The 14,391-nt window shown below is 68.7% G+C and carries 15 protein-coding genes; 12 read left to right on the top strand and 3 right to left on the bottom strand.

Going from position 1 to position 14,391, the window contains the following annotated elements; translation table 11 throughout:
• Positions 1–55 precede the first annotated feature (55 nt).
• The 6 genes from argC to argH are packed head-to-tail and all read left to right on the top strand — an operon-like array spanning position 56 to position 6,734.
• A complete protein-coding gene (argC, locus tag HCX50_RS15765; protein WP_167635003.1) occupies positions 56–1,108 on the top strand; it encodes an N-acetyl-gamma-glutamyl-phosphate reductase in 1,053 nt (350 codons plus the stop codon).
• Positions 1,105–2,262, top strand: coding sequence for a bifunctional glutamate N-acetyltransferase/amino-acid acetyltransferase ArgJ (gene argJ / locus HCX50_RS15760; protein WP_091030442.1), 1,158 nt, complete (start codon positions 1,105–1,107; stop codon positions 2,260–2,262). Before argC ends, argJ begins: the two co-directional genes overlap by 4 nt.
• The gene (gene argB / locus HCX50_RS15755; protein WP_091030447.1) at positions 2,259–3,176 is read left to right on the top strand and encodes an acetylglutamate kinase; all 918 of its coding nucleotides are present in this window, start codon (positions 2,259–2,261) and stop codon (positions 3,174–3,176) included. The genes argJ and argB overlap by 4 nt, the downstream gene beginning before the upstream one ends.
• The gene (locus HCX50_RS15750; protein WP_167635002.1) at positions 3,173–4,378 is read left to right on the top strand and encodes an acetylornithine transaminase; all 1,206 of its coding nucleotides are present in this window, start codon (positions 3,173–3,175) and stop codon (positions 4,376–4,378) included. The genes argB and HCX50_RS15750 overlap by 4 nt, the downstream gene beginning before the upstream one ends.
• Positions 4,375–5,304, top strand: coding sequence for an ornithine carbamoyltransferase (gene argF, locus HCX50_RS15745; RefSeq protein ID WP_091030455.1), 930 nt, complete (start codon positions 4,375–4,377; stop codon positions 5,302–5,304). Before HCX50_RS15750 ends, argF begins: the two co-directional genes overlap by 4 nt.
• Complete coding sequence (argH, locus tag HCX50_RS15740; RefSeq protein WP_091030458.1) at positions 5,304–6,734, top strand: argininosuccinate lyase; 1,431 nt, start codon at positions 5,304–5,306, stop codon at positions 6,732–6,734. The genes argF and argH overlap by 1 nt, the downstream gene beginning before the upstream one ends.
• A 30-nt stretch (positions 6,735–6,764) precedes the next feature.
• Here argH and HCX50_RS15735 read toward each other — a convergent pair whose 3' ends face one another.
• Positions 6,765–7,349 carry a DUF1349 domain-containing protein gene (locus HCX50_RS15735; RefSeq protein WP_167635001.1) on the bottom strand — a complete coding sequence of 195 codons (585 nt, stop codon included), beginning with the start codon at positions 7,347–7,349 and terminating at the stop codon, positions 6,765–6,767.
• Positions 7,350–7,409: 60 nt separating this feature from the next.
• Here HCX50_RS15735 and HCX50_RS15730 point away from each other — a divergent pair, with 60 nt between their 5' ends.
• Together HCX50_RS15730 and HCX50_RS15725 are read left to right on the top strand one after the other, a co-directional pair.
• Positions 7,410–8,054, top strand: a complete 645-nt coding sequence (locus HCX50_RS15730) for a SatD family protein (RefSeq protein ID WP_091030464.1) — start codon at positions 7,410–7,412, stop codon at positions 8,052–8,054.
• Positions 8,051–8,878 carry a hypothetical protein gene (locus HCX50_RS15725; protein WP_167635000.1) on the top strand — a complete coding sequence of 276 codons (828 nt, stop codon included), beginning with the start codon at positions 8,051–8,053 and terminating at the stop codon, positions 8,876–8,878. Before HCX50_RS15730 ends, HCX50_RS15725 begins: the two co-directional genes overlap by 4 nt.
• A gap of 7 nt (positions 8,879–8,885) precedes the next feature.
• On the opposite strand, the gene HCX50_RS15720 is transcribed toward HCX50_RS15725, so the two are convergent.
• On the bottom strand, positions 8,886–9,242 hold the full coding sequence (locus tag HCX50_RS15720) for a MerR family transcriptional regulator (RefSeq protein WP_091030470.1): 357 nt from the start codon (positions 9,240–9,242) through the stop codon (positions 8,886–8,888).
• A gap of 53 nt (positions 9,243–9,295) precedes the next feature.
• On the opposite strand from HCX50_RS15720, the gene HCX50_RS15715 reads away from it, so the two are divergent.
• From HCX50_RS15715 to HCX50_RS15705, 3 genes are read left to right on the top strand one after another with little or no spacing between them, the layout of a single operon-like run.
• Positions 9,296–10,249 carry an aldo/keto reductase gene (locus tag HCX50_RS15715; protein WP_167634999.1) on the top strand — a complete coding sequence of 318 codons (954 nt, stop codon included), beginning with the start codon at positions 9,296–9,298 and terminating at the stop codon, positions 10,247–10,249.
• Positions 10,250–10,288: 39 nt separating this feature from the next.
• The gene (gene tyrS, locus HCX50_RS15710) at positions 10,289–11,590 is read left to right on the top strand and encodes a tyrosine--tRNA ligase (protein ID WP_337749886.1); all 1,302 of its coding nucleotides are present in this window, start codon (positions 10,289–10,291) and stop codon (positions 11,588–11,590) included.
• A gap of 28 nt (positions 11,591–11,618) precedes the next feature.
• Entirely contained in the window at positions 11,619–12,413 is a 795-nt protein-coding gene (locus HCX50_RS15705) for a DUF4184 family protein (RefSeq protein ID WP_167634998.1), read from the top strand.
• On the opposite strand, the gene HCX50_RS15700 is transcribed toward HCX50_RS15705, so the two are convergent.
• The gene (locus HCX50_RS15700; protein ID WP_237682545.1) at positions 12,398–13,747 is read right to left on the bottom strand and encodes a CoA transferase; all 1,350 of its coding nucleotides are present in this window, start codon (positions 13,745–13,747) and stop codon (positions 12,398–12,400) included. The genes HCX50_RS15705 and HCX50_RS15700 overlap by 16 nt on opposite strands.
• Before the next feature lie 429 nt (positions 13,748–14,176).
• Between HCX50_RS15700 and HCX50_RS19740 the strand changes: the two genes are divergently transcribed.
• A partial coding sequence (locus tag HCX50_RS19740; protein WP_205829307.1) for a hypothetical protein occupies positions 14,177–14,391 on the top strand: 215 nt, incomplete at its 3' end.

The raw sequence follows: 14,391 nt of genomic DNA, 5'->3' as shown, positions 1-14,391 counted from the left end.
CGGCCCCGCCCCCGGTCCTCCTTTCGAGGGAGGACCCGACCGTTAAGGTAGAAGCATGACGTATACCGTCGCCGTCTCCGGCGCATCCGGCTACGCAGGCGGCGAGATCCTACGCCTCCTGGCCGACCATCCCGACATGGAGATCCGCACCGTCACGGCGCATTCGAACGCCGGACAGCCTCTCGTCGACCACCAGCCGCATCTGCGCTCGCTCGCGCACCTCACCCTGCAGGACACGACGCCGGAGATCCTCTCCGGCCACGACATCGTGTTCCTCGCGCTTCCGCACGGGCAGTCGGGGCAGTACACCGACGCTCTGGGAGACGCGCCCCTCGTGATCGACGCGGGCGCCGATCACCGGCTCACGTCGGCGTCGGCATGGGATGCGTTCTACGGCGGCGCCTTCCACGAGCCGTGGACATACGGTGTCCCCGAGCTTCTGGTCGACGGCGTGAAGCAGCGCGAGCACCTCCGCGGGGCGACGCGCATCGCTGCCCCGGGCTGCAACGCCTCCACGGTGAGCCTCAGCCTCGCCCCGGGTGTCGCGGCCGGAGTCATCGACCCCGCCGACATCGTCTCGGTGCTGGCCGTCGGCCCGTCCGGAGCCGGCAAGAGCCTGAAGACCAACCTCCTCGGCAGCGAGATCCTCGGCACCGCGAACCCCTACGCGGTCGGCGGAACCCACCGGCACATCCCCGAGATCCGCCAGGCGCTCGCCGCGGCGTCCGGGGCGGATGCCGCGAGCATCCGCATCTCGTTCACCCCGGTGCTCGTCCCGATGTCGCGGGGGATCCTCGCCACCTCGACGGCGCCGATCGTCGACGGTGCGACCGATGCGCAGATCCGCGACGCCTGGCAGAGCGCCTACGGCGACGAGACGTTCGTGCAGCTGTTGCCCGAGGGGCGGTTCCCGCGCACGGCCGACGTGCTCGGCGCCAACACCGCGCTCATCGGCCTCGCGATCGATCGCGCAGCCAACCGGGTCACGGTGGTCACCGCGGTCGACAACCTCGTCAAGGGCACCGCCGGCGCTGCCATCCAGTCCATGAACATCGCGCTGGGTCTTCCCGAGAACCGCGCCCTCTCAGTGAACGGAGTCGCGCCGTGAGCGTCACCGCCCCCGCAGGATTCGAGGCGGCGGGAGTCGCCGCAGGCCTGAAGTCCACCGGCAAGCCCGATGTCGCCGTCGTCGTCAACCGGGGACCGCGCAAGGTCGGCGCGGCCGTCTTCACCAGCAACCGCGCCAAGGCGAACCCGATCATCTGGTCGCAGCAGGCCGTCGCCGACCGCATCGTCGAGGCCGTGGTGCTCAACTCCGGCGGGGCGAACTGCTTCACCGGGGCCTTCGGGTTCCAGACCACGCACCAGACCGCCGAGAAGGCCGCCGAGCTCCTCGGCGTGAGCGCCGGTGACGTGCTGATCTGCTCGACCGGACTCATCGGCACCGGCGACGAGACATTCCGGCAGCGGGTGCTCGCCGGCACGGAGCAGGCGATCGCCGCACTCAGCACCGACGGAGGCGACGCTGCCGCGCAGGCCATCATGACCACCGACACGGTCGCGAAGACCGCGGTGATCAGCCGCGACGGCTGGACGATCGGAGGCATGGCGAAGGGCGCGGGAATGCTCGCGCCAGGGCTCGCCACGATGCTCGTGGTGATCACGACCGACGCGGTCCTCGAACCGCTGCAGGCCGACGAGGCGCTGCGCCGCGCGACCGGGCAGACCTTCGACCGGCTCGACTCCGACGGGTGCATGTCGACGAACGATCAGGTGACGCTGCTGGCCAATGGCGCATCCGGAGTCGTCCCGGACCTCGACGAGTTCGCCGCCGCACTGACCGAGCTGTCGCAGGAGCTGGCGGTCAAGCTTCAGGGCGACGCCGAGGGCGCCAGTCACGACATCACCATCGAGGTGCAGCACGCGGTGTCCGAGCAGGACGCGGTCGAGGTCGGCCGGTCGGTCGCGCGCAACAACCTCTTCAAAGCCGCGATCTTCGGAAACGACCCGAACTGGGGTCGAGTGCTGGCCGCGATCGGCACCACGAGCGCGCAGTTCGACCCGTACGACGTGGACGTGTGGATGAACGGCGTGCGCGTCTGCACGGAGGGCGGCCCGGATCGCCCCCGCGAAGAGGTCGACCTGACGCCGCGCGCCACGCACCTCGTGATCGATCTCAAGGTCGGGGATCACACGGCCACCGTGCTCACGAACGACCTCACCCACGACTACGTGCACGAGAACAGCGCGTACGCCTCATGACCGACATCCAGGACACACCAGCCGAGGTCGCCGCGCAGAAGGCCACCACCCTCATCGAGTCGCTGCCGTGGCTGAAGAAGTTCCGCGACCAGATCGTCGTCATCAAGTACGGCGGCAACGCGATGGTGTCGGAGGAGCTGCAGGACGCGTTCGCGCAGGACATCGCCTACCTCCGCTACGTCGGAGTGCTGCCGGTCGTCGTGCACGGCGGCGGTCCGCAGATCTCGAACATGCTGCAGCGACTCGAGATACCCAGTGAGTTCAAGGGCGGCTACCGCGTCACCAACACCGAGGCGATCAGCGTCGTGCGCATGGTGCTCACCGGTCAGGTCAACCCGCAGCTCGTGACCAAGATCAACTCCCACGGGCCGATCGCCACCGGTCTCAGCGGGGAGGACGCGGGTCTCTTCGGCGGACGCCGTCGCGGTGTCGTGATCGACGGCGAAGAGGTCGACCTCGGCCGTGTCGGCGATGTCGTGGAGGTCGATCCGACCCCCGTGCTCGATCACCTCGCCGCCGGCCGCATCCCGGTCGTGTCGAGCATCGCGCCCGACCTCGATCACCCGGGTCAGTCGCTCAACGTCAATGCGGATGCCGCAGCCGCCGCACTCGCGGTGTCGCTGAACGCGCGCAAGCTCGTGATCCTCACGGATGTGCCGGGTCTCTATGCCGACTGGCCGAACCGCGACTCGCTCGTCTCGCACCTCACGTCGGAAGCCCTCATCGAGATGCTGCCGAAGCTCGAATCGGGGATGATCCCGAAGATGCGGGCCTGCCTCGACGCGGTCGAGGGTGGGGTCGATGCGGCAGCGATCATCGACGGCCGAGTGCCGCATTCGGTACTCGTCGAACTTTTCACCAGCAAGGGAATCGGGACCGAAGTGGTCCTGGGAAAGAATGAGGTGACGGCATGACCGTCTGGCAGGACGACGCGGCACGCGATCTCGTGCTCAACGCAGGGGACCGGCTTGCGATGCTGGTCCGTGGCGAGGGCTCGCACGTCTGGGACGCCGACGGCCGACGCCACCTCGACTTCCTGGCCGGCGTCGCGGTCACCTCTCTCGGGCACGCGCACCCGGTCTTCGTGGAAGCTGTCTCGAAGCAGGCGGCCACGCTCGCGCACGTGTCGAACTACTTCGCGACGCCGCCGCAGCTCGCCCTCGCCGCGCGACTCAAGCGCTTGGCCGGTGCCGGTCTCGACGGTCGGGTGTTCTTCTCGAACTCGGGTGCCGAGGCCAACGAGGCCGCGTTCAAGCTCGCCCGCCTGCACGGCGGCACCGAGCGCCCGCGCATCCTCGCTCTCGAAAACGGCTTCCACGGCCGCACCATGGGGTCGCTCGCACTGACCGCGAAGGTGTCGATGCGGGCGCCGTTCGAGCCGATGCCTGCGGGCGTCGAGCACATCCCCGCCACGATCGAGGCGCTGGAGGCGGCGATGGACGACCGTGTCGCCGCCATCATCGTCGAGCCGATCCAGGGCGAGGCCGGTGTCGTCGAGCTGCCGGAGGGCTACCTCGCGGCCGCCCGCTCGCTGACACTCGCGCACGGGGCGCTGCTCATCCTGGACGAGATCCAGACCGGCGCTGGTCGCACCGGCGCGTGGTTCGGCTTCAGCCATGAGGGCATCACGCCCGATGCCATCACCCTCGCGAAGGGCATCGGCGGCGGCTTCCCGATCGGAGCCCTGGTCACCTATGGGGCGGCCAGCTCGCTCTTCACCCCGGGGTCGCACGGCTCCACCTTCGGCGGCAACCCGCTCGCGACCGCGGTCGCCGATGCGGTGCTCACCGAGATCGAGAGCGCGGGACTGGTGGAGAATGCGGCTCGCCGCGGTGCGGAGCTGCGCGAGATCCTGCTCGGCATCGATTCCCCGCTGATCGACGGTGTGCGCGGACGCGGACTGCTGGTCGGCGTCGCGCTGACCGAACCGGTCGCCGGTGCCGTCGTCGCCGCCGCGCAGGAGCGCGGTCTGATCGTGAACGCCGCCAATCCCGAGACCGTGCGCATCGCACCAGCTCTCACGATCGGCGACGCCGAGCTCGCCGAGTTCCGCGAGCTGTTCACCGCCGCTCTCGCCGACGTCCAGGCCTCTGTTGCCGGAAAGGTATCCGCATGACCCGCCACCTGCTGCGTGACGACGATCTGACGCCCGCCGAGCAGGCCGAGATCCTCGATCTCGCCATCGAGCTGAAGAAGGATCGGTGGGCGGACAAGAGCCTCGCGGGTCCGCAGACCGTCGCGGTGATCTTCGACAAGTCCTCCACGCGCACCCGCGTCTCGTTCGCGGTGGGCATCGCCGATCTCGGCGGGTCGCCCCTCATCATCACGACCGCGAGCAGCCAGCTCGGCGGCAAGGAGACGCCCTCCGACACCGCGCGGGTGCTCGAGCGCCAGGTCGCGGCCATCGTGTGGCGCACCTACGCGCAGTCCGGGCTCGAGGAGATGGCGGCAGGCACGCGTGTCCCCGTGATCAACGCGCTCTCTGACGACTTCCACCCGTGCCAGCTGCTAGCCGACCTGCTGACGATCCGTGAGCACAAGGGCGCGCTGAAGGGGCTCACGCTCACGTTCTTCGGTGATGGGCAGAGCAACATGGCGCACTCCTACGCGCTCGCGGGCGTGACGGCGGGCATGCACGTGCGCATCGCGTCGCCCGAGGACTACGCGCCGCGGGCGGATGTCATCGAGGCTGCGGACCGCCGTGCCGCCGAGACCGGTGGTTCGATCACGCTGTACACCGATCCGGTGGAGGCCGCAGCGGGTGCCGACGTCGTCGTCACCGACACCTGGGTGTCGATGGGCAAGGAGGAGGAGAAGCTCGCGCGCATCCGCGATCTCGGCGGCTACAAGGTCACGCCCGAGACGATGACCCTCGCGGATCCCGAGGCGATCTTCATCCACTGCCTCCCCGCCGACCGCGGCTACGAGGTCGACTCCACCGTCATCGACGGGCCGCAGAGTGTGGTCTGGGACGAGGCCGAGAACCGACTGCACGCGCAGAAGGCGCTCCTGGTCTGGCTGCTCGGCAAGAAGGACGCCTGATGACCGACTCGACGCACGAAGGCACCAACGAGGGCGCGCTCTGGGGTGCCCGCTTCGCCACCGGGCCGTCGCCCGAGCTGGTGGAGCTCAGCCGCTCCACGCACTTCGACTGGATCCTCGCGCCGTACGACATCGCCGGCTCGCATGCACATGCCACGGCGCTCGAGGCTGCCGGGTATCTCGAGCCTGATGAGGCTCGGCGGATGCACGACGGGCTGGATGCCGTGGCGCGCAAGGTGGCCGACGGCACTCTGCGCCCGGTGCCCACCGATGAGGACGTGCACGGCGCCCTCGAGCAGGCACTGATCGCCGAGCTCGGCCCTGAGCTCGGAGGCCGCCTGCGTGCCGGCCGGAGCCGCAACGACCAGATCGCGACGCTGGTGCGCATGTACCTGATCGACCACGCGAGGGTGATCGCCCGCGACATCCTGCGGGTGATCGACGCGCTGGTCGCCCAGGCCGAGGCGCACCCCGATGCCATCCTCCCCGGGCGCACGCATCTGCAGCATGCGCAGCCCGTGCTCCTCGCCCACCACCTGCAGGCGCACGGCTGGCCGCTGGTGCGCGAGCTCGAACGCCTCGTGGACTGGCGCCGTCGCGCCGGTGTCTCGCCCTACGGTGGGGGAGCACTGGCCGGTTCCACGCTCGGTCTCGACCCCGCGCTCGTCGCGACCGAGCTCGGCCTCGATCGTCCGGCCGAGAACTCTCTCGACGGCACGGCCGCCCGCGATGTGGTGGCGGAGTTCGCGTTCATCACGGCGATGACCGGAGTCGACCTCTCGCGGCTCTCCGAGGAGATCATCCTCTGGAACACCCGCGAGTTCGGTTTCGTCACCCTCGACGACGGCTACTCGACGGGGTCGAGCATCATGCCGCAGAAGAAGAACCCCGACATCGCCGAACTCGCCCGAGGCAAGTCGGGCCGTCTCATCGGCAACCTCTCCGGATTGCTCGCCACGCTCAAGGGACTCCCGCTCGCGTACAACCGCGATCTGCAGGAGGACAAGGAGCCGGTCTTCGATTCGGTGCAGACGCTCGAAGTCGTGCTCCCCGCCTTCGCGGGGATGGTCGCCACGCTGCGTTTCGACACCGAGCGGATGGCGGCGCTGGCACCGCAGGGCTTCTCGCTCGCGACCGATGTCGCGGAATGGCTCGTGAAGCGGCGGGTGCCGTTCCGCGACGCCCACGAGATCTCGGGTGCGCTCGTGCGCGCGTGCGAGGAACAGGGGATCGGGCTGGAAGACGCTTCCGACGAGCTGCTGCTGTCGGTGTCGCCGCATCTCGTACCCGAGGTGCGTGAGGTTCTCACGATCGAGGGTTCGGTCGCGTCTCGGACCGGCGTCGGCGGCACCGCACCGGTCCGCGTCGCCGAGCAGCGCGCCGAGCTGGTCGCCCGGGCCCAGGCCGCCGCTCACGCACTCGGACTGTAGCCGGACTCGCGGTCGGCGGCCGTGTCGAGCTCAGTGCAGTTCGGCGTCGGCCGCGGACCGCACCCACTTGGTGAAGCGCACGGTGAGACCCGCACGAGTGGGGGCGGCGAGGAAGGGCCCGGCGGATGCCGCAGCCTGGCCGTCGAACGGAGCGACGCGCACGAGCCGCCACGGCTCATCGTCGGCGCGCGCCCGCACGATGACGGCGTCCGTCCACCGGCTCACGCGTACCGTGATCTCACGGTCGAGCCACTCGTCGACGAAGCCGACCGACCAGTCGGACGCACCGGCGGTGACCACGGCGCCGAGCCCGAGGTGGTCGTCGGCGTACTCGACGCCGGTCTTCACCCAGTGCTCGTCATCGATGCGTACGAAGACCCCGGCCTGGTCGAACTGGCCCTCCCACGGCGCGCGGAACGACACCTCCATCGCCTCGCCCACGGCGAGCGGGGCGAGCAGGGCGTGTTCGGTGTCGTGCACGAACCCGTAGGCGGTGTGCCGCCAGGCGTCACTGCCTTCGACGGCGGTGACGTCGAGGTGCTCGGCGTCGGTCACGGCGGCGGGGGCGTGGGTCCAGGTTCCCTCGGACCAGGCAAGAATGCTCGAATCAGGCATATTTCCAATCCATAACCACATAGTGCATATATCCAGGAATATTCCTGATAAGGTTATCGCATGGTCATCGCTGTGATCGCAGACATCGTGGGCTCCCGTGAACTCGGGGACCGCGGCGCCGCGCAGCGCGTGCTGGACGAGACCATCGCGCAGGCCGAGAGCGACCTCCCGCTGGCGGCGCAACCGTTGACGCCCACGGTAGGGGACGAGCAGCAGGGCGTCTACCGAGAGCTCGGCGATGCGCTCCGCTCACTCTTCCTGATCCAGCTGCGACTGCCCGAAGGGATCGCCTTCCGATTCGGCATCGGCGTGGGGGAGGTGCGCGCCGTCGCCTCCGTGCACGGCGAGCTCGCCGACGGGCCCGGCTGGTACGCCGCGCGGGCCGCGATCGAGACCGTGCACTCCCGTGAGCAGCGCGCCGTGCCGCGCACGCGCACCTGGATTGTCGGAGCCCCGGGCCAGGATGAGGTCATGGCGTCGACGATCGCAGTCTCCAATGCTTACCTGCTCGCGCGTGACGAGCTCGTGGGCGCGATGAGCGCGCGGGAGCGGCGGCTCACGTACGGGCGCCTGGTCGGACGCTCGCAGCAGGAGCTCGCGGCCCAGGAGGGCATCTCCCAGCCGAGCGTCTCGAAGTCGCTGCGCCGCGCCGGATCCGCCGCGCTCATCGAGGGGCTCGACGCTTTGAGAGGGGAGTCGGCATGATCGTCGCAGGATTCATCCTGCTCGCCATCGGAGCCGCAGACCTCGTGCGGCAGTTCGTCCCACGGCGGTGGATCGGATATCTGGCCGCGGCCGTCGTGCTGCTGCTGCTCGGCAGCGTCAGCGACGCTCTCCTCCCGATGATCGCCGCGCTCGTGTCCGGCGCGCTCTGGGTCTGGTGCATGCCCGACGGGCGGGCGTCGCGCGCCGGCTTCTGGCCCGCCGTCGTCCTCGCTCTCGTCGTCGTCGGAGCCGTGATCTCGATGGGCGCACGCGCCCAGGCCGGTCTCATCGGCGAGGTGTGGCAGCTGCGTTCGCCGTTCGGCGAGGTCACGTTCGACCTCGCGATGCTGGTGCTCGGGGTGTCGGCGTTCCTCCTCGAGTCCGCGAACCTCGTGGTGCGTGCCGCTCTCGATGGGGAACACACTTGGCGCCCCGCGGAGCAGATCGCCGAGCCCGCACGGGCCGTCGAGCCCGCCACCGTCGCCGATGCCGCGTCAGATGACGCGGAGGCGCGTCAGGCCCTCGCCGAACCGACAGCAGGCCCGATACCTGTGGGGGAGACCGCCCCCGATCCGCGGGCGGGCTTCCAGGGCGGGCGACTGATCGGTCCGCTCGAACGCATCCTCGTCTTGATCCTCACGCTCGCCGCCGCATATCCGATCCTCGCGGCGATGCTGGCGGCGAAGGGGATCGTGCGCTTCCCGGAGATATCCCGCGACGGCGAGACCGGCGCCAGAGCCGAGTACTTCCTCGTGGGCAGCCTTGTCAGCTGGGTCATCGCCCTCGGCGCCGCCTTCCTCGTCTGGTGGGCGGCGCACAGCTGACGGCGGTTCAGTCCAACGATCGGTACCAGTCCAGCTTCTCCGCGAGACGCCGCTGCTGTGCGAGGACCTCGGCGAGCTGCCTCTCGACCGTCATCGCATGCTCTTCGAGAAGCGCTATCCGCTCCGGGATGGAGTCTTCGCGCTGGCAGAGCCGGCCGTAGCGGCGCAGTCGTTCCACCGGCATGCCGGTCTCGCGGAGGCACTTGAGGAACTCGAGAAGTCCGAGCTCGACATCGGTGTACGCACGATGCCCGCCGGCCGTGCGCGAAACCGCGGGAAGGATGCCCTCGCGCTCGTAGTACCGGAGCGTATCGATGCTGAATCCGGAGCGGGCAGCGGTCTCCGCCGGCGTGTACGTCGTCATGGCTCGAGCATAGGACTTGACCTGGAGTGCGCTCCAGGTTGCACAGTGAAGTCATGACCAACCGGAACACCCTTGCATCCCCGCTCGTCCTCGGAGCGATGTCGTTCGGCACGCTCGTCGACGAGGAGACCTCTTTCGCTCTGCTCGACCGCTTCGTCGACCGTGGCGGCATCTGGATCGACACCGCCGACTGCTACAGCTTCTGGACGAGCGCGACAGGGCAGGGGGGAGCCTCCGAAGAGGTGCTCGGACGCTGGCTGGCGGCGCGACCGGATGCACGAGCGCAGATCCGCATCTCGACCAAGGTCGGTGCCGAGCCGCTGTGGCCCGGCTCCTGGCCTGAGCACCGGGCGGGGCTCGCTCCGCGGGCGATCCGAGCTGCTCTCGAGGGCAGCCTCGAACGCCTGGGCGTCGACAGGGTCGACCTGCTCTGGTTGCACCAGGAGGATCGGACGGTCGCCATCGAGGACACAGTGGACGCCCTCGCGGCGCTCACTGCCAACGGGACGGTGAGTCGAGTCGGTGCCTCCAACCACCCGGCCTGGCGCATCGAGCGCGCCCGTGCGCATGCGAGGTCCATCGGCAGCGTTCCCATCGACGCGTTCCAGTTGAACAGCACCTATCTGCGCACGCGACCGGGGACGCGTCCTCCCGGAGTCGCGCACCCCTTCGGCGTCTTGAGCGACGAGCAGCGGGACTTCGCCCTGGCGAACGGGATCGAGATCTGGGCGTACACCCCGTTGCTCTCCGGCGCCTACGACAACCCGGCGAAGCCCGTGCCCGAGGTGTATGACCACCCCGGGACAGCGCGTCGGCTCGCGGTGCTGAACGAGATCGCGGCGGCGCGGGGCGTCGGCCGAGGGCAGATCGTGCTGGCGTGGCAGCTCGCGCGCGGCATCCGTCCCATCCTCGGCGGCAGCAAGCTCGCTCAGCTGGATGTCGCGATGGATGCCGCGTCGATCACCCTGTCCGACGAGGAGATCGCTCTCCTCGACGAGCCGGCGTGAGGCGATTCGACGGTGCGCGGCGCTGATAGCCTGGAGCGCGTGTCAACTCCCGATCTGACGACCGCACCCCAGGCGATCGACCCCGCGTTCGAGAACGTGTGGGACGAACTCGTGTGGCGTGGCCTGGTCCAGGTGTCCACCGACCAGGAGGCGCTGCGCGCCCTGCTCGCGGGAGACCCCATCACGTATTACTGCGGGTTCGACCCGACGGCACCGAGCCTGCACCTGGGCAACCTCGTGCAGCTGCTCACGCTGCGTCGCATCCAGCTCGCCGGGCACAAGCCTCTCGGTCTGGTCGGCGGGTCCACCGGACTCATCGGCGATCCGCGCCCCACGGCAGAACGCACATTGAACACGCGTGAGACCGTCGAGGAGTGGGTCGGACGCCTGCGTGCGCAGGTCGAGCGCTACCTCAGTTTCGAAGGCGACAACGCCGCCCGCATCGTGAACAACCTCGACTGGACGGCGCCGCTGAGCGCGATCGACTTCCTCCGGGAGATCGGCAAGTACTACCGCGTCGGCACGATGCTCAAGAAGGATGCGGTCGCCGCGCGGCTGAACTCCGATGAGGGCATCAGCTACACCGAGTTCAGCTACCAGATCCTGCAGGGGATGGATTACCTCGAGCTCTACCGCCAGTACGACTGCGTGTTGCAGACGGGTGGGTCCGACCAGTGGGGCAACCTCACCAGCGGGACGGATCTGATCCGCCGCGCCGAGGGATCGTCCGTGCATGCGATCGGCACACCGCTGATCACGAACAGCGACGGCACCAAGTTCGGCAAGAGCGAGGGCAATGCGATCTGGCTCGACGCCGAGATGTGCAGCCCGTACCGGATGTACCAGTTCTGGTTGAGCACCGCGGATTCCGACGTCGTCGACCGCCTGAAGGTCTTCACGTTCCTGAGCCGCTCGGAGATCGAGGAGTACGCCGAACTCGTGGCGACGGAGCCGTTCCGCCGCGCCGCCCAGAAGCGTCTCGCGCTCGAGGTAGTGGCGACCGTGCACGGCCTCGACGCGGCAGCGGCGGTGATCGCGGCATCCGAGGCACTGTTCGGTCAAGGCGATCTGACCGCGCTCGACGCGCGGACACTCCGCACCGCGCTGGAAGAGCTCCCGAACGCGACCGTCGCCGCCGGCACCCCGGTGGTGGAGGTCCTGGTCGCGACCGGGCTGGTCGCCAGCCTCTCCGAGGCGAGGCGTGCGATCGCTCAGGGTGGTGTCACGCTCGACGGCAGTCGTGTCGAAGACGAGGCTGCCACGGTCCAGGGGACACTGCCCGGGGGAGTGTCCGTACTCCGTCGTGGCAAGAAGACCCTTGCCGGCGTGTTCCTCGGCTGAGCTTTCGCTCTTCGGATAGCAGAGACGGATGCCCTTCACTCCCAGTCACGCGCTCGTCGCGCTGCCGTTCATCCGGACGCCGCTGGTCCCGGCGGCGATCGCGATCGGTGCCATGACGCCGGATCTGCCGCTGTTCGTGCGCGGTGTCGGGCTGAACTACTCGTTCACCCACACGTTCGGCAACGTCCTGTGGACGGCACTGCTCGCGTTCGTCCTCTTCCTCATCTGGCGTGTGATCCTGCGTCCCGCAGTGCCGGAACTCGCGCCGCTGTGGCTGGCGCGTCGGCTGCCGGAGGACTGGAGCGAGGGCGGCGTCGAAGCCGCGGGTCGAGCCGTCGGCGTGGGGGAGAAGCGCTGGTACCCGGTGCTTCTCGCGGTGTCATTCCTGATCGGCGTGGCCTCGCACATCCTCTGGGATCTCTTCACCCATGAGGGTCGTGTCGGCGTGGAGTTGCTCCCCGGGCTCGATGCGATGTGGGGTCCGCTGCCCGGATTCAAGTGGCTCCAGCACGGGTCGAGTGTGATCGGCCTGCTCATCATCGGTGTCTGGGCGCTGCTGTGGCTGCGTCGGCGGGAAGCGCGAACGAGTGTGACTCAGTGGCTGCCGCAGGGATTGCGCATCGCGTGGTGGGTCTCGCTTCCGGTGATTCTGGTCGCCGCGCTCGTCTGGGGGATCATCGCGTTCGGCCCGATCGACGCGGAGTTCACCGTCCAGCATCTGGCCTATCGCGTGCTGCCTCCAGCATGTGCACTCTGGGGAGCGATCACGTTCGTGCTCTGCGTCGTCCTGGCGGTTCGCGGCCGTCGTCACCAGCTCGGCTGATCCGACCCCCAGGGGTGCGGAGCGTCGAATTCGAGACCGGTCATCGCCGGTCGCGAGGTCACGAGCGCTGTGCCGTCGACGTCGAACCGCGCCAGATGCGGGCGGATATCGAACTCGACTTCGCCTTGCGGTTCCCGGTCGCGCGGCATCCCGAGCAGTTCGGCGGCGATGCGACGGAGCGACGTGCCGGTGTACCAGGACCCGCCCTCGCGCATGCGGCGTTGCAGCAGCGTGGTCACCGCAGCGGCCAGCAGGTACCCGGCGCTGTGGTCGAGCGCCTGGGCGGGAAGCGTGCCGGGGCGGTCCCCGTCCGGTGACTCGATGAGCGCGATACCGGATGCCGCCTGCACGAGACTGTCGAAGCCCGCGCGATCGGGATGATCCACACCCCAGGCGCTGAGCTGGGCGACGACAAGATTCGGATACCGTTCGGCGAGCACAACCGGGTGAAGGCCGAGTCGGTCCAGGGCGGCGGGGCGGTAGCCGAGCACCACGGCATCGGCGGCCGCGAGCAGTTCGTGCATCCGCTCGGTGCGCGCATCCAGGAGCGCCGAACGCTTGCCGTGTCCGGTGTCGAGGTGCTGCCACTCGGGCTCGGGCAGGTGCGGCGGGTCGATTCGCAGCACGTCGGCGCCGAGGAGGGCGAGCGTGCGGGTGCAGACGGGGCCGGCGATCACGCGGGTGAGGTCGAGCACGCGCATACCGGCGAGGGGAAGACGATCGTCTTGCGGCGCCGTCGCTCGTGAGTGGTGTGGGTGGCGACGTGCGGAGGTGGCGATGTGTCGGACCTCGAGAAGCGGAGCCGCTCGGAGGGCTCGATCAGCGGCGGGGTCCTCGGCGGACACGGCGACGGCGAGTCCACCGAGCCGAGTGATCGCCGCGACGGCATCAGCCGTGGTTCGCTCCTCGAGCGCGGCGTGGACCGCATCGGCGTCGGCGTCGGCGTCATCCTGCAGTCCGAGTGCGGTGCGCAGAGCGGCGGCGTGATGCGGGTAGTTCCCATGGGTCCTGACCCATCCGTCCGTGGTCCGCCAGAAGCCGGAGTAGGGCGACCACACCGGGGGAGCGACGCCGTCGATCGCGAGCACTCGATCACTCCGGTAGGCGGTGGCCACGCGGTGCGGGTCGATGACCGTGGGAGAGAGCCCAGCGGCGAGCATGGCAGAGGCCACGCTGGCCCAGGCGATCTCGGCGGTCGCCAGCCTGGAGGGGAGCGGGACTGTCGCGTGAGTGTCGAGCGCTGGACGGACGGGAGGGAGATCGAGCAGGATCCTGACCCGATCGAGCAGAGCAGCCCCTGGACTGATGGTCGGATCATCGGTGGGCGAGAGCATGGCCAGATCGTACTCTCGAGCGCTCCTGGCGGCGAAAATCAGGGCTGATCCGGAGTAAAGCACCGAGGGTGCCTGCACGACACGCCCGGGGTGTATGCCCCGATTTGCCAGAACCCCAGAACCCCCGTAACTTATTACTTGTTCGCCCCACAGGGAAGCGGAGGAGCCAAGAGCTTCACCCCCCTCAAGCGGAGAACCACTCCCGATCCACTCTCACTTGAGAGATCAGGCGCTTGCGTCTAGGATAGGGAATCCACCTCTTCTGCGGCTGTCATCAGCTGCGCTGCGGATCTCTGATTCGCACGGCGCGCCGATTTGACAAGTGGGACAGGGTGGGTAAGATAGAGAAGTTGCCCTGCGGGCCTGGCTGTGATGGCTGGGTCGTGGGAGCATCCGATCCTTGAGAACTCAACAGCGTGCACTTGTCAAATGCCAAATTATCCTCGTCTCCACTTCGGTGGGGGTGAGAATTCCTTTGGATCAAAGACCAACCTCCTTGTGGGGTTGGCAACGGATGAAGTCAGCAATGAATTTGTCTCTTTGGTCAGCATCAAACTCGCTGCGTCACCGTTTTCCCGGTGTCGTATGCATTTCTTTTTTACGGAGAGTTTGATCCTGGCTCAGGATGAACGCTGGCGGCGTGC

The sequence above is a fragment of the Microbacterium sp. B19(2022) genome (assembly GCF_012030385.1).
Classification (GTDB): Bacteria; Actinomycetota; Actinomycetes; order Actinomycetales; family Microbacteriaceae; genus Microbacterium; species Microbacterium oxydans_B.
The sequence above is the reverse complement of the archived record's forward strand: the minus strand, read 5'-3'. Positions and strand labels throughout refer to the sequence as shown.

Coding starts and splice junctions, on each gene's coding strand:
- argC (WP_167635003.1), top strand. CDS start 56: ATGACGTATACCGTCGCCGTCTCCGGCGCATCCGGCTACGCAGGCGGC.
- argB (WP_091030447.1), top strand. CDS start 2,259: ATGACCGACATCCAGGACACACCAGCCGAGGTCGCCGCGCAGAAGGCC.
- HCX50_RS15750 (WP_167635002.1), top strand. CDS start 3,173: ATGACCGTCTGGCAGGACGACGCGGCACGCGATCTCGTGCTCAACGCA.
- argF (WP_091030455.1), top strand. CDS start 4,375: ATGACCCGCCACCTGCTGCGTGACGACGATCTGACGCCCGCCGAGCAG.
- argH (WP_091030458.1), top strand. CDS start 5,304: ATGACCGACTCGACGCACGAAGGCACCAACGAGGGCGCGCTCTGGGGT.
- HCX50_RS15735 (WP_167635001.1), bottom strand. CDS start 7,349: ATGCCTGATTCGAGCATTCTTGCCTGGTCCGAGGGAACCTGGACCCAC.
- HCX50_RS15730 (WP_091030464.1), top strand. CDS start 7,410: ATGGTCATCGCTGTGATCGCAGACATCGTGGGCTCCCGTGAACTCGGG.
- HCX50_RS15725 (WP_167635000.1), top strand. CDS start 8,051: ATGATCGTCGCAGGATTCATCCTGCTCGCCATCGGAGCCGCAGACCTC.
- HCX50_RS15720 (WP_091030470.1), bottom strand. CDS start 9,242: ATGACGACGTACACGCCGGCGGAGACCGCTGCCCGCTCCGGATTCAGC.
- HCX50_RS15715 (WP_167634999.1), top strand. CDS start 9,296: ATGACCAACCGGAACACCCTTGCATCCCCGCTCGTCCTCGGAGCGATG.
- HCX50_RS15705 (WP_167634998.1), top strand. CDS start 11,619: ATGCCCTTCACTCCCAGTCACGCGCTCGTCGCGCTGCCGTTCATCCGG.
- HCX50_RS15700 (WP_237682545.1), bottom strand. CDS start 13,747: ATGCTCTCGCCCACCGATGATCCGACCATCAGTCCAGGGGCTGCTCTG.